The organism is Pseudodesulfovibrio sediminis (genome assembly GCF_020886695.1).
GTDB classification, from domain to species: domain Bacteria; phylum Desulfobacterota; class Desulfovibrionia; order Desulfovibrionales; family Desulfovibrionaceae; genus Pseudodesulfovibrio; species Pseudodesulfovibrio sediminis.
Genome location: NZ_AP024485.1, coordinates 511346 through 525638, shown reverse-complemented (window position 1 = coordinate 525638; position 14293 = coordinate 511346). Strand labels below are relative to the sequence as shown.

General features: G+C 49.2%; 14 protein-coding genes and 1 tRNA gene. 9 read left to right on the top strand and 6 right to left on the bottom strand.

Translation table 11 applies throughout. The annotated features are described in order from the left end of the window. Window positions 1–74: 74 nt before the first annotated feature. Complete coding sequence (locus tag SRBAKS_RS02590; RefSeq protein WP_229593322.1) at window positions 75–2231, bottom strand: methyl-accepting chemotaxis protein; 2157 nt, start codon at window positions 2229–2231, stop codon at window positions 75–77. A 449-nt stretch (window positions 2232–2680) separates the two neighbouring features. On the opposite strand from SRBAKS_RS02590, the gene SRBAKS_RS02585 reads away from it, so the two are divergent. Then, entirely contained in the window at window positions 2681–3439 is a 759-nt protein-coding gene (locus SRBAKS_RS02585; protein WP_283816513.1) for a substrate-binding periplasmic protein, read from the top strand. A 142-nt stretch (window positions 3440–3581) separates the two neighbouring features. Here the strand turns inward: SRBAKS_RS02585 and SRBAKS_RS02580 are convergent. After that, a tRNA-Ser gene (locus SRBAKS_RS02580) sits at window positions 3582–3676 on the bottom strand. A 102-nt stretch (window positions 3677–3778) separates the two neighbouring features. After that, complete coding sequence (locus SRBAKS_RS02575; protein WP_229593317.1) at window positions 3779–4747, bottom strand: GlxA family transcriptional regulator; 969 nt, start codon at window positions 4745–4747, stop codon at window positions 3779–3781. 162 nt (window positions 4748–4909) lie between these two features. On the opposite strand from SRBAKS_RS02575, the gene SRBAKS_RS02570 reads away from it, so the two are divergent. After that, a complete protein-coding gene (locus SRBAKS_RS02570) occupies window positions 4910–5461 on the top strand; it encodes a cysteine hydrolase family protein (protein WP_229593315.1) in 552 nt (183 codons plus the stop codon). 81 nt (window positions 5462–5542) lie between these two features. On the opposite strand, the gene SRBAKS_RS02565 is transcribed toward SRBAKS_RS02570, so the two are convergent. The 3 genes from SRBAKS_RS02565 to SRBAKS_RS02555 form a co-directional block, all read right to left on the bottom strand. Beyond that, window positions 5543–5899: a NifB/NifX family molybdenum-iron cluster-binding protein gene (locus SRBAKS_RS02565; RefSeq protein WP_229593312.1), complete on the bottom strand. Its 357-nt coding sequence runs from the start codon at window positions 5897–5899 to the stop codon at window positions 5543–5545. Between the two features lie 77 nt (window positions 5900–5976). Continuing rightward, entirely contained in the window at window positions 5977–6465 is a 489-nt protein-coding gene (locus tag SRBAKS_RS02560; RefSeq protein ID WP_229593309.1) for a nucleoside deaminase, read from the bottom strand. Window positions 6466–6480: 15 nt separating this feature from the next. Further along, window positions 6481–7296 (bottom strand): phosphoribosylformylglycinamidine synthase subunit PurQ, encoded by an 816-nt coding sequence (locus tag SRBAKS_RS02555; RefSeq protein WP_229593307.1) that lies wholly within the window; start codon window positions 7294–7296, stop codon window positions 6481–6483. A gap of 173 nt (window positions 7297–7469) precedes the next feature. Here SRBAKS_RS02555 and pyrG point away from each other — a divergent pair, with 173 nt between their 5' ends. The 7 genes from pyrG (at window position 7470) to rpoN (ending at window position 14269) form a co-directional block, all read left to right on the top strand. Then, the gene (gene pyrG / locus SRBAKS_RS02550) at window positions 7470–9107 is read left to right on the top strand and encodes a CTP synthase (RefSeq protein ID WP_229593304.1); all 1638 of its coding nucleotides are present in this window, start codon (window positions 7470–7472) and stop codon (window positions 9105–9107) included. Window positions 9108–9110: 3 nt separating this feature from the next. Continuing rightward, the gene (gene kdsA, locus SRBAKS_RS02545) at window positions 9111–9914 is read left to right on the top strand and encodes a 3-deoxy-8-phosphooctulonate synthase (RefSeq protein ID WP_229593302.1); all 804 of its coding nucleotides are present in this window, start codon (window positions 9111–9113) and stop codon (window positions 9912–9914) included. After that, window positions 9907–10434 (top strand): KdsC family phosphatase, encoded by a 528-nt coding sequence (locus SRBAKS_RS02540; RefSeq protein WP_229593300.1) that lies wholly within the window; start codon window positions 9907–9909, stop codon window positions 10432–10434. Before kdsA ends, SRBAKS_RS02540 begins: the two co-directional genes overlap by 8 nt. Then, a complete protein-coding gene (lptC, locus tag SRBAKS_RS02535; protein WP_229593297.1) occupies window positions 10434–11051 on the top strand; it encodes an LPS export ABC transporter periplasmic protein LptC in 618 nt (205 codons plus the stop codon). Before SRBAKS_RS02540 ends, lptC begins: the two co-directional genes overlap by 1 nt. Window positions 11052–11058: 7 nt before the next feature. After that, window positions 11059–11919: an LptA/OstA family protein gene (locus SRBAKS_RS02530; protein ID WP_229593294.1), complete on the top strand. Its 861-nt coding sequence runs from the start codon at window positions 11059–11061 to the stop codon at window positions 11917–11919. Continuing rightward, window positions 11919–12644, top strand: a complete 726-nt coding sequence (lptB, locus tag SRBAKS_RS02525) for an LPS export ABC transporter ATP-binding protein (RefSeq protein ID WP_229593292.1) — start codon at window positions 11919–11921, stop codon at window positions 12642–12644. The genes SRBAKS_RS02530 and lptB overlap by 1 nt, the downstream gene beginning before the upstream one ends. A gap of 215 nt (window positions 12645–12859) precedes the next feature. Next, entirely contained in the window at window positions 12860–14269 is a 1410-nt protein-coding gene (gene rpoN, locus SRBAKS_RS02520) for an RNA polymerase factor sigma-54 (RefSeq protein WP_229593290.1), read from the top strand. Window positions 14270–14293: the final 24 nt, after the last annotated feature.

The following is a 14293-nucleotide window of genomic DNA, read 5'->3' as shown; positions in this document are numbered from 1 at the left end:
ACCTGAGGCAGAGGCTCAATAAAAAAGGCGAGGCCCTAAAGCCTCGCCATGTTTTTGAGTATAACTATGACAGGTTAGAAGCGTTCAAACTCATCACTGTCGTCAGAATCATTCATGCCTTCCAACTGCATTCCCTTCGCAGGTGTTTCCTTGGGGGCAGAGGGAGGAATGGCGGCTACGGGCTTTCTCTGAACCTGTACCGAAGACGACTTGAATCCACCGCCGGCGTCTACATGGAAGAACGACATGACCTGTTGCAGGTGCTTTCCTTGAGAGGCAAGTTCACCACTTGTGGATGCCATTTCTTCAGCTGCTGAAGCGTTTTGCTGGATGACGGAATCAAGCTGGCTGACAGCCTGGTTGATTTGAGTTGCGCCGGAGTTCTGTTCGTTACAGGCTGCAGTAATTTCCTGGACCAGCGCTGCGGTCTTCTCGATGTCAGGAACAAGAGACTTCAGCATATCACCAGCTTTTTCTGCAACTTCGACACTACTGCTCGACAATTCACTGATTTCAGCGGCAGCTTCTCCACTTCGTTCTGCGAGCTTGCGAACTTCTGCGGCGACAACAGCAAATCCCTTGCCGTGTTCACCTGCTCGTGCGGCCTCAATGGCAGCATTCAGTGCCAGCAGGTTGGTTTGTCTGGCGATCTCTTCGACAATGGAGATCTTTTCGGCAATGCTCCGCATGGAGATAACCGTCTTCTCCACAGCTTCTCCACTAACCTTTGCATCAGTAGCAGCCTTGGTTGCCAATGAATCTGTTTCCTGTGCATTTTGGGCATTCTGACCGATATTCGCGGTCATCTCTTCCATGGAAGAAGTTACTTCCTCAATGGAAGCGGCCTGCTCGGTTGCGCCTTGTGATACATCCATGGAGGAGGAGGACAATTCGGAGCTGCCTGAGGCGACACTTTCAGAGACGTTCTTGACTTCCAGGACAACGCCCTTGAGCTTTTCGGCCATGCTCTTCAAGGTGTTGGACAGGACACCGACTTCGTCCTTTTGGTTGACATCAATATTATTGTTGACAAAATCACCACTTGCAATCTTTTCCGTGAAGGAGACAGCAACTCTGATCGGCTTGATAATTCCATTGGCCAGGAACCAGATTGCCATACAAGCGAGGATGGCAATGACTGCTCCGGCAGAAACGCCCATTATCGTGTTGCCCCGTGCGTTTTCGGCCATGATCTGAGCCAGCTTAGTGGCTTCTTCGAATACAAGAGCACGCTTTACTCTGATAAAGATTGACCAGGGAGTGCCGGTGTTGCCAAGATGAATCGGGGCAGTAATTTCAACATATTCATTTTCGGGCGAAATCAGAATGTTGGAAGTTCCAGACTCTGTGCTTTTTACAACCGCCTGCCAATCACCATCAAAGACATCCTTCAAAGGCTTGCCTATTGAGTTTGTGTCTTCACTGTTGGCGACAACAATACCCATGTTACTGATAACCTGAACAACAGCCTGACCATCATACAAATTTTTGGCAACATCCTGGCTGAGGCTCTGGATGAAATCCAATCTAAGGTCTGTACCGCCGATACCCAGGAATTTGCCGTTGACGATTATGGGCACAGATATGGTTGTCAACATTTCCTGCTTGCCCTGTACTATGTACGGAAACGGGTCGAGAATGTTTTCTTTTCTTCTTTGACGAGGGAACAGATACCAACCACCCTTGGTTACACCGTTGGGGTGTAATGAGGCATCTTCGTATCCCACCAGCGCTTGGCGGGCGATAGCGCCGGTCTTGTCTCTGTTCCAGTAAGGGACGAACCGACCACTGTCATCATGTCCGCTTGCCTTGTCTCCTGCATATCGCGCGTCAAGTCCATCAAGGGCATTCGGTTCCCACGCACTATATGTTCCCAAAAATTCGGGATTATCTTTCAAGATTGTCAGGAGAATGTCATTAAATGTCTTTCTAACATCGATAGAAGAAACCAGATCAGGGTTGCTGACAATAGCCCTGAAGGCAGAAGCTTCAGTTCGGGCCGTGTCAATATTGATGTTTAATTTTCCACTCAGATAATTTGCTTCACGTTCAGCGGTAGCCAGCAGTCCCTTACGAGTTTGGTTCTCAATAAGTTCATTGACCTTTTGAGTCACGAAGTCGGCTGATTGTTCTTGTGAATAGATCTGCAAAGCAACAAGGAAAACCACTGTTGCTATGAGACAGCACCCTGACATAAACACAATTTTCGTCTTGATCGATTTGAATTGCATCCCCACACCTGCTCGTTGAAATTCAAAAAAAAAACAAATACCTAAAAAACACTGTCAACCTAACAATATCCAAATCAATATAATTTTCAATTATAATCTTTGTCTAACGCGTTTTTAATGCTGATTAATTATATATGTAATAGACACTCTGTTGTATTTTTATATTCTGTATAGAACACATGCTAACAATTGGCTTGAGCATGTGTTATTGAAGTCGTTTTATGTGATAACAGCTTTGTAAATTGTTTTTTGTATATTTGACTACTGTATGTTGTTGTTTTTTAGATGATATTTATAGAATATTGTCTTTCAAAAAAAAGATTGTCTATGTTGAGTCGGTGTCTATTTAAGCTCAAGTTAAGTTTAAGGTAATCTGACCCTCAATAGTCGTCGTTTGTGAATTATAATCTCCTGCTTGCGTATGGTTAAGGTTGTATGTATTCAATAGTATGATAAATGTACTATGCTGTCTGCTGACATTCTGCTTCTGTCTTGCTCCATCAGTTTGTTTTTCCTATGATATTCAAGTGCTTGGAAACACCTTGCCTCCCTTGAAATTTCAGAGAAAGGGAAAGGTGCAAGGGATCATGGTCGATGTTCTGGCTGAGATTATGGAGGACGTTGGAAACCCGATTGATCCAACTTCGATACAGATGGTTGGCTGGGCGCGGGCATATGAAGACACAACAACAATGCCTGGTTATGTGTTATTGGGCGCAGCATTTACAGAAGAGCGCAAAGATCAGCTTAAATGGGTCGGTCCTGTATATCCCTTACAGCTCGCCCTCATTGGTAAACAAAATCGAAATATTGTTGTGGAAACGGCTTCGGATGCTTCGAAGTACGTTGTGGGAACGTTGCTTAATTCAGCCCCGGAGCAGTTATTGTTCAAGCAGGGGTTTCCTCCGGATAAAGTATACCGTATTCCAAAGACGGAGTTTGGCTTGAGAATGCTCGCAGACGGGCGTCTAGACCTGTTGGCGTATGCGGCCATTCCGTCCTTTCACATGATGGAAGAGCTGGGAATTGATCCAACTATGTACCAGGTGTATTATGTCATCAAAGAAGTGGATCTTTATTTCGGCTTTAACAAGAGCTTTGATGACCAGTTTATCAGCAAGCTGAATACCGCCCTTGAAAAACTGAAAATCCCCGATGAAAATGGTACGAGTGAATATGATCGAATTCTAAAGAAATACCTGAAGTAAGTCTCTGGAATAAAAAGAATCTACACGCGATTTCGTTTCTGATGTGAAACCTTGTTAGAGACGAAGCGCATATCAAAACGCATATGGTTCAAAAAAAGCATGAAGAAAGGGGTTGCGTATGAATACGCAACCCCTTGAAATATGGCGGAGAGGGTGGGATTCGAACCCACGTACGGGGATGAACCCGTAACTCGATTTCGAGTCGAGCGCGTTACGGCCGGACTTCGCTACCTCTCCGCGGTGGCTAACGCCGATGTGAAGTGGGTATATAAACAGACTAGGCCTTGCTGGCAAGGAATTTTGCTACTCTTTTAGACAGAGTATTGGTGTATCCTGTGCTTAAGCCCCATCCTTTTTGTTCAGGGCTGAGTATCGTTGTCGGTAGGCAGAGGGCGTGCACCCCATTATCCGTTTGAAGAGTTTTCTGAATGTACTGTCGTCTCCGTAGCCAACCGAATCTGCGATCTCTTCAACCCCCAGGCTTGTTGTTTCAAGGAGATTTTGTGCTGCTTCCACTCGTATTTGTTGAATATAGTTTGCCGGTGTTATGCCTGTTGCCGCACGAAAGCGACGGAGAAAGGTCCGTTCTCCCAAGGCCGCTATTTCGGCCATGTCTTTGATGCGAACCACCGCTGAATACTGCGTATCCAGCCATTTTTGGGAGGCAAGAACTGCATCGTCGCCATGATTCCGGCGAAATCCTCCCATGCCGTAGGGTGTTTGATATTCACGTTGCGGGTCCATCAACATCATCTTGGCACAAGCTCGAGCAATGTCTCTCCCGGCATGCCGTGTGACCAGATGCAGTGACAAGTCCATCCAGGCGGAAATCCCTCCGGCACAGATATAATCACCTCCGTCAATGAGGAGCCGTTCTGCCTGGAGATCAACAGAAGGATAGCGGTTCTTGAAATCCTGAACAAGATTCCAATGGGTCGTTGCCGCCCGTCCATCAAGGAGTCCTGTTTCGGCCAGCAGGAACGCTCCGGCACATATCGTTACGACGACTCCGCCAGAGGCATGAAAAGCAGACAGCCAATTAATGATCTCCCGCATGGAGAGGACCTCATCCAATGAGTTCAGCAGGGGAGGTAGAATGAGAATATCTGGTGAAGCGTCTGCCAGCTGTCCGACAGGTTCTATGGATTCCCCTGTGAAGCTTTGTACGGACTGTCCATACACTGAACGTACAGCGTGTTGAAATATATCAGCTTTGGCAATTGTGTTGGACAAGGTCAGGATTTCGCCAATGCCGGAAACTGCCGAGTTTAGGCATCCTGGGATGCTGAGAATGTCGATTTGAACCATTTGATTGTCCCTTTGTATTGCATTGTCAATTTTTGCCTGTTTTTTGTCAATTGCGACACTTTTGATTCATGCCAAACGTTGTATTTTTGATGCAGGTATTGATGGCGAGCTCTGGACTCAAGGCGAACCAACTGAGTTGCACTGATAAAAAAGGAGATTGAGATGGATAAGACAGCGTTGATTGTAGTGGATTTACAAAATGATTATTTTCCTGGTGGTGCTTTTGAGCAAGAAAATGCTGAGAAGGCCGTAAGGAAAGGACAGATCCTCCTGAATACTTTCCGGGAGCGTGGATTACCCGTTTTTCATGTTCGCCATGAGAGCCTGCGGCCCGAAGCCGGATTCTTGTTGCCAGGAACCAAGGGGGCAGAAATTCACCCATTGGTTATTCCCGTTAATGGAGAAAAGGTGATCCTCAAGCACTATCCGAACAGTTTTCGGGAGACCGGATTGGAGGGCGCACTCCGAGATGCCGACGTGAAAAGGGTGGTCGTCATTGGCATGATGACACTCATGTGCATTGACGCGACCGTGCGCGCCGCCTTTGATCTGGGATTTGAAGTGGTTGTAGCTCATGACGCCTGTGCTGCCAGGTCGTTGGAGTTTGAGGGGACAACTGTTCCGGCGGCGCATGTTCATGCCGCTTTTCTGGCTGCGCTCGGAATGGTTTATGCGGACGTTACCAGCGTCGCGTCTTTGAAAACGACGCTTTAGCTTCGCCAGTGCCGTCTTTTTCAAAGAAAAGCCCCAAGCATCGAGCGATGCTTGGGGCTTTTGGTTCTTTACTCGCAGTGGCTAGTGATGGTCGCAATCGTGATGATCGCAGATGATCAGTTCATCCTTGATTTCACCGGCCAGCCATTTTTCGACGACTACGTCGATATCGCCGGAGCAGCCACGTACAACCTGAATCTTGTTGTCCTGGAGGATGTTGACTGCACCCTGGCCCATGTTTCCGGCCAGCATGACCTTGACGCCTTTCATGGCCAGGACCGGTGCGATGTCGGATTTGCAGCCGCATCCTTCCGGGGAGTCCATGCGTTCTTTGCTGACAATGTTCTTGTCATCGTCCAATGTGATCAGCGTGTAGTGATCACAATGACCAAAATGGTCGTCGATATTTCCGTCACGGGTGGGAAGTGCAATTATCATCGTATACTCCTGAACATTTGAATGGTCTTGAATGTGAGGAAATAAACCTGTTTTGCCGATTGTAAAGGGGCAAAACCCTATTTTCTCCGTTCAAGGAAAAAACGTTTGAGAATGCCGCTGCATTCGTCGGCCATAACACCTTCAATTGTCCACAGGTTGTGATTGGTAAACGGAAGGGCACAACCATTGAGGTTGGAGACCAAAGCTCCGGCACGATCATCGCGGGCCGCAAAGAGCACACCGCTGACCCGAGCATGAATGAGCGCACCGGTGCACATGAGGCACGGCTCCAGCGTCACAGCCATTATGGTGTTGTTGAGCCGATAATTTCCTAATGATGAAGCGGCATTGCGCAGGCAGAGAACCTCGGCATGTGCGGTGGGATCATTCAACGCAATGGGCTGGTTGTATGCTTTGGCAATCAGTTCGCCCTTCGCGGAGAACAGGGCGGCACCAATGGGGGCTTCACCATTTTTGGCAGCCTTGCACGCCTCTTCAAAGGCGACATCCATGAGTGACCGCCAGCTGACTCCGACAGGCGGTTGCGGCGGGGTGGGGGCAGTCATGAGCAGCCCCTGAACCTATTGCGCCTTGAGGTATTTCACCCCGGCTTCAAGCATGACCAGTCCCAGCGGAATGTTCGGATCTGTGCCGCGGGTCCAGGACGGATGGTTGGTTACATGGTTGTAAGCTTCAGGGTGAGGCATCAAACCGAGAATGCGGCCTGTGGGATCTGTCAGGCCGGCAATGCCCAGAGGGGAACCATTCGGATTGTATGGATATTCCTGGGTGACCTCATTGGTTGCAGGGTCTACGTATTGGACGGCAATGAGGTTTTCATCCTGCAGCGCCTGGAAGGTCGGGTCGTCCATGGGGATGATCTTGCCTTCGCCGTGGCGGATGGGCACATCGAGGTATTCAATTCCCTTGGTGAAGACACAGGGGGAGTTCGCATTGGCTTTCAGGCGGACCCAGCGATCTTCGAATCGACCGGAATCATTATACGAAAGAGAAACCTGACGTTCAAAATATTTGCCGCCTATAGCGGGAAGCAGGCCGAGTTTGCAAAGAAGCTGGAAGCCATTACATATACCGAGGATAATACCTCCGTTGTCAAAAAAGGCTTTCAACTGGTCCAGAACGGGCTTGCCGTCGGTGTCGTTAGACCACCGCCAGCGCAGTGCGGCCGCCTGGGCTGCACCGAGGTCATCACCATCCAGAAATCCGCCGGGGCAGAGGAGGTAATTGTACTTGTCCATGCGGACATGACCGGCAGCAAGGTCGGAAAAATAGACGATATCGGCATTCTCTGCGCCTGCCTGCTTGAGTGCATAGGCAGATTCCTTTTCGCAGTTGGTACCGTATCCGGTTATGACAAGAGCGTTGACGCTGGCCATTAAAATCTCCTCTTCGTATTGACTTTGTCGCAGTACCCTGCGAAATTTGCAAAGCAGCTATGTGCTGGACGGGAACATACTTGTCCGGCGTACGACAGTCAATATGCTCGGAGCAGAAGTCCGAACATGATATATCCAAATAATTCAAGCATAATGAAGGGGCTTTTTGGCGCATGAAAACCAAATTCATATTTATTACCGGCGGTGTTCTCTCTTCCCTGGGCAAAGGACTTGCAGCCGCATCTATCGGCGCACTTCTCCAGGCACGAGGACTCAAGGCCACAATTCAGAAACTCGACCCGTATATTAATGTCGACCCAGGCACCATGAACCCCTTCCAGCATGGTGAAGTGTATGTCACCGATGATGGTGCTGAAACCGACCTGGATTTGGGGCACTATGAACGCTATCTGAATACCGCCTTGAGTCAGCAGAACAACTACACTTCCGGGTCTATCTACAACTCTGTTATTCAGAAAGAACGCCGGGGCGATTATCTCGGTGGTACCGTGCAGGTCATCCCGCATATTACCGATGCTATCAAGGAAGCAGTCATCAACCTGCCGAACGGCGAAGATGTCGCGCTTATCGAAATCGGTGGTACGGTTGGTGATATTGAAGGCCAGCCTTTCCTTGAAGCCATTCGTCAGCTCAAGAATGACCTTGGCAAGGAAAATGTGCTGTACATTCATCTTACTCTGGTCCCTTATATCAAGACTGCCGGTGAGTTGAAGACCAAGCCCACACAGCATTCCGTCAAGGAACTGCGTTCCGTGGGTATCCAGCCTGATATCATTATCTGTCGTTGCGAAACAGAACTTGAGGATGATCTCAAACGCAAGATCGCGCTGTTCTGTGACGTTGATCAGGACGCCGTGTTCACGGGCGTGGATGTTTCCTCCATCTACGAAGTGCCTCTCCAGTTCTATGAAGAGGGCGTTGATCAGAAAATTGCCATTCTGTTGAAGCTTCCGGCTCGCAACGCAGAACTGGATCCGTGGATCAAGCTCAATCATGTCCTCAAGAATCCCGAGGGTTCGGTCAAAATCGGTATCATCGGCAAATATGTTGATTTGACTGAAGCATATAAGAGCCTGCACGAAGCGTTGGTCCATGGTGGAGTTGCCAACGAGGTCAAGGTTGAACTGGAGTATGTGAACTCGGAAAAGGTTAACGCCAAAAACGTCGAGAAGAAACTCAAGGATCTGGATGGTATTCTGGTTCCCGGCGGTTTCGGAACCCGTGGCGTCGAAGGCAAGATTCTGTCCATTCAGTATGCCCGTGAAAACAAGGTGCCGTTCTTTGGTATCTGTCTTGGCATGCAGTGTGCCTGCATTGAATTCGCACGTAACGTCATTGGTCTGGAAGACGCAAATTCGGAAGAGTTTGACATGACCACCAAGAACAACATCATTTATTTGATGAAAGAGTGGTATGACTTCCGTACCAAGAAGACCGAAACTCGATGTGAAGAGTCCAACAAGGGTGGCACCATGCGTCTTGGTTCCTATCCGTGCAAGCTCAAGAAAGACACCATGGCCTACGAGGCGTACAAAACTATTAATATTGATGAGCGCCATCGTCATCGTTTTGAATTTAATAATGATTTTATTGAAGCGTTCCTGGAAAACGGTATGGTCCTGTCGGGTACGGCACCAGACGAATCCCTCGTGGAAATAGTTGAACTGCCGAATCACCCCTGGTTCCTGGGCTGTCAGTTCCACCCTGAATTCAAATCCAATCCCATGAACCCGCATCCGCTGTTCAGGGATTTCATCAGGGCCTCAAAAGAAGAAAAGGGCAAGAAATAGCTGATGACAGACCTCTATACAGCAAGTCTGGAAGGGCCGTTCATTATTGCCGGGCCTTGTGCACTTGAAAGCAGGGAGATCGCTCTTCAGGCTGCCGAGACCCTGGCCGGACTGGCAGATAAACTGGGTCTGACGCTGATCTTCAAGAGTTCTTTTGACAAAGCGAACAGGACGTCCGTGACCAGTTTTCGTGGTCCGGGCATGGAAAAAGGACTGACAATGCTGTCCGAGGTCAAATCGACCTTCGGACTGCCAGTTGTCACGGACATCCACCACCCCGAACAAGCCGCACCCGTGGCCGAGGTGGCGGATGTGCTTCAGATTCCGGCTTTTCTGTGTCGTCAAACCGACCTACTCGTGGCTGCGGCCAAGACCGGGGCCGTTGTCAATATCAAGAAAGGGCAGTTTCTGGCTCCATGGGATATGAAAAACGCCGTGGACAAGGTACGCGCTTCGGGCAACGAACGAGTTTGGCTCACGGAGCGCGGCTCCACCTATGGTTACAACAACCTTGTCGTGGATATGCGTTCCATTCCGCAGATGCGTGCGTTTGATGTGCCTGTGGTCATGGATGCAACGCACTCGGTTCAGTTGCCCGGCGGCATGGGTGGTTCAAGTGGCGGGCAGCGGGAGTACGTTCCGGTGTTGGCCTCGGCTGCAGTGGCCGCGGGCGCCAACGGTGTCTTTATGGAGGTACACCCCGATCCAGACAAGGCCTTGTGTGATGGCCCCAACAGCCTCCCACTGGACCAGGTCGAGTCGCTGCTTGTCCGTTTGAAAGCCTTGTGGGAGTTGAATCGTGGTTGATGCAGCATTCGAGCTCGCAAGGAATATCAAGCTGCTCGTTCTTGACGTGGACGGCGTCCTCACGGACGGAGGGCTGTATTATGGCGACGATGGTATTGTCATGAAGCGTTTCAATGTTCAGGACGGTCTCGGCATCAAGCTTGCTCAGGCATCAGGGCTTGAAATCGGGGTCATAACCGGTTTGAATCAAAAGCCGGTCGAGAAACGGGTTACCGAGCTTGGAATCAAATATTATTATTCCGGCAAGCATGACAAGGCTCCCCTGTTCAAAGAGATTTGTGACCAGGTCGGTATTCAGCCATCCGAAGCGGCCTTCATGGGTGATGACTGGATTGATCTTGGTGTCATGGCCGTGGCTGGTTTGGCCATGTCTGTGCCAAACGCGGTGCCTGAAACCCTCTCGGTAGCTGATTGGGTTTCCACCCGCCGAGGAGGTGATGGCGCAGTGCGTGAAGCCATATCCTTTATTCTTGAAGCACGCGGGCTCAAAGAAGAGGCCTGGAAACAGTGGGCGGAATAATGCAAGGGCGTCCGGCGTTGTTTTTCGCCTTGATCTTTGTTGTCGGGCTTGGGCTCGGTATCGCGGTCAAAACACTCTTTTTTTCTGACCCGATTATTGAAACCGAGGCCACGTCGACCACTACGGCCAATACACGTCAGCGATTGCTCGAAGAAGCGGATGTCTCCGCAGAAGATATTGAGCTTGTTCAGGGAAAACGAGGGAGCATGACCTGGAAGTTGTTGGCTAAAACAGCCAAGTATAACCAGAGTGTCGGCCTTATCGGCGTTGAATATCCTCAGCTGACCGCTTTTTTTGGTGATGATCGTCAGGAAGTCTATGTCCGTGCCGATCACGGAGAAGTTGATCAGAAAAATGATAATCTGACCCTGTATGACGGTGTCAGCGGTCGTTTTGGAAACATGGCTCTTGATGCACAACACCTTGATTATGTTGGTGCAATTGGTAAAGTATACCTCAAAGGCGGAGTGACGGTCCGTCGACCGGACATGACGGTTCAGGCCACTGCGCTTGAAATTGATCTGGTGACACGCCAAATGGTCGCAGCTGGCGGAGTGGAAGCTCTGTTGGCTCCCAAAGGGCTGGACAACAATCCGCTGATTGAAAATGAAGAGTGAGGTCGTGATGATGAATATACGTATCCTGCTATCTGCATTGGTATTGCTCACAGTGCTTTTGCCCACTACCGTCCTGGCTCAGGAGTGGGGTGAGCTTCGTCAGGCTACCGTCAATCTCAATGTGCGAGAATTGCCTGACAAAACGAGTGAACACGTCCTGACTCTTGCCAAAGGGCAACGGGTAAAATGCGATTTTCTCGAAAATGGCTGGATTGCTGTTTTCAATATAAATGAAAAGGTGCGCGACAAGGCCAAAGCCGTTGGATACGCCAACGCCAAGTATCTGGAAGTTGTTCCCAAATCCGTACAAAAACCAACTTCCAAGCCTGAACAGAAACCTACCTCCCAAACAGTTGTCGAAGCGCCAAGTGGGGAAGGTGAGGTTAAGGCCCCAGTTGCCGATACGCCTCCGGACCCAGTCCTGACCGGCATTGATCCCAATCGTGTTCCTGTCAAGATCACTTCCGACCGCATGACCTATGACGAATCCGGTAAAGTGGTGTCCTTTGTCGGCAATGTGGTTGCAGTGCATGGAGAATTGACGCTGTGGGCGAACTCTCTTTCTGCGTTTCTTTCTTCAAAGACCGGCAAGAAGTTTTCTGCTGACAGCATTGATCGTATAATTGCCAAGGGCAACGTTAAAGCCGTTAAAGGGAAGAGCCAGGGTACTTGCGGTAAGCTGACATACTTTGTGGAAGCGCAACTGCTTAAAATGGAGCAAAACCCTTTGCTTCAGGATGGTCCAAACAGTCTTTCCGGAGAGGTGGTCAAATTCCACCTCAAGGACAACCGCAGTGAGGTGGTCGGCGGTAAGAGCCAGCGGGTCAAAGCCATTTTCATGACTCCTGACAAAATCAAGGGGCAATAATGGCTGATGGACTGCGGGCAGCAAATCTGTCCAAACGATATGGCCAGAAAGAAGTCGTTCATGGCATCAATATCGAGCTTAATCCCAAGGAAGTTGTCGGCTTGCTGGGGCCCAACGGAGCGGGCAAAACCACGACATTCTACATGCTGGTCGGCATTGTCCAGCCGAATACCGGGGAGGTCTCCCTGGACGGCGAAGTGCTTACTGACAAGCCGTTGCATGAACGGGCTCGTATGGGTGTGAGTTACCTTCCCCAGGAAAGCTCTATCTTCAAGAAGCTGACGGTTCGTCAGAATCTCGAGATCATCCTTGAGCAGACGCCCTTGAGTTCAAAAAAGCAGCGGGCTCGAGCGGATGAATTGATGGAAATGTTTACCATTACCAAGCTGGCGGACCAGGCGGCCATGTTTCTGTCGGGTGGTGAACGTCGTAGATTGGAAATCGCCCGGGCGCTTATCCTCGACCCGCAGTTTATTTTGTTGGATGAACCTTTTGCGGGAATTGATCCTATTGCGGTCATTGATATTCAGGAGATTATTTCCGTCCTTAAAAGTATGGGGATCGGAATTCTGATTTCCGACCATAATGTGCGAGAAACATTAAATATTTGCGATAGGGCATACCTTGTCTATGAAGGCTCAGTCATCTTGGAAGGCTCTCCGGACGAAATCGTTCAATCAAGTCGTGCCCGTCAAATATATCTGGGCGAAGATTTCAGCTTGTAATCATCTCTCCACACAAGTTTTACGTATTGTCGATTTACACAATGGTGAATCGTTGGTACACTTTTTTCATGTCAGATTTTGTATCGTATATCGTTAATGCTGACAGTAGTTTATAAGAATATTCTTGCTTCTGTCAGTTGATTGTGGCATAGTAAATCTACATAAATGAAGATTTGTATCAAAAAATAAATTGCATACAGCTCAAGGCATAAATAATGGGATTGGAACTCAGACAACAGCTTAAGCTCTCTCAGCAACTGGTTATGACACCGCAGTTGCAGCAGGCTATCAAGCTGTTGCAGCTTTCGCGATTGGAATTGCTCGAAACAGTGCAGCAGGAACTCATGGAGAATCCTTTTCTCGATGAGAGCGAAACCGAGGCTGATGTTTCTGATTCCTCAGAGGCGATGACAGAATCTCAGGCCGAAGAAGAGCTGGTTCGCAATGCGGATTGGGAGAATTATCTAGGCGAATTCTCCAGCACCTCCAAGCAGTCTGCAGCCCGTGACGCGGAAATGCCGGAAGAGGGTATGTCTTTTGAGGCCAGATTGGCTTCCAAGCCGTCTCTTGAAGGGCATCTCAACTGGCAGATGCGTCTCTCGAATTTTTCCGAACACGAATTGGCTATCGGTGAGATCATCCTTGGTAACGTTGATACCAATGGCTATCTTCAGGCCTCAATGGAAGAGATTCAATCCATGGTGCAAGCCACCGAAGAGGAGATTGAATACGTTCTTTCACGCATCCAACGCCTTGATCCCATAGGCATTGGCGCACGCACTCCGCAGGAGTGTCTGCTCGTTCAGATGGAGGTCCTTGGGTACACGGACCCCATTCTTGTCTCGTTGGTCACAGATCATCTGGAAGACCTTGAGAAGAATCGATACAAGCCCCTTGCCCGCAAGTTCAAGATCTCCATGGATGAGCTCAAGAGTTATCTTGACCTCATGCAGACCCTTGATCCCATGCCGGGAACCAATTTTTCCAGTACCGAGCCCCATTATGTCAGCCCGGATGTGTTTGTTTACAAGTATGGTGAGGAGTTCGTCATCATCTTGAACGAGGACGGCATGCCGCGGTTGCAGATGAACACCTTCTACATGGATTCCATGCAGGGTGCAGCGGGCAAGGAAAAAGAGTATTTTCAGGAAAAGATGCGATCTGCCGCATGGTTGATGAAAAGTCTGTACCAGCGGCAGAGAACATTGTATAAAGTAGTTGAGAGCATTGTCCGCTTCCAGCGAGCCTTTTTCGAGGAGGGTGTGACAAAGCTCAAACCCCTGATCCTCAAGGAGGTAGCTGAGGATATTGAGATGCATGAATCCACGGTGAGCCGTATTACTACTAGTAAGTATGTCTCAACTCCGTATGGGATTTTTGAGTTAAAGTTCTTCTTTAATTCTGCCCTGGAACTGGATGATGGTTCGCAGGTGGGTTCAGAAAGCGTCAAGGCGCTTATCAAGCAAATGATAGCAGAAGAAGACACGAAGAAACCGCTCAGTGACGAAAAGATTGGGGATGAACTCAAGGAAAAGCTTGAGGTAAACATCGCCAGGCGCACAGTCGCCAAATATCGTTCGGCAATGGGTATTCCTTCTTCTTCGAAACGCAAGCAGTACTTCTAAACCAGTACGGTTTGCCGCACTCTA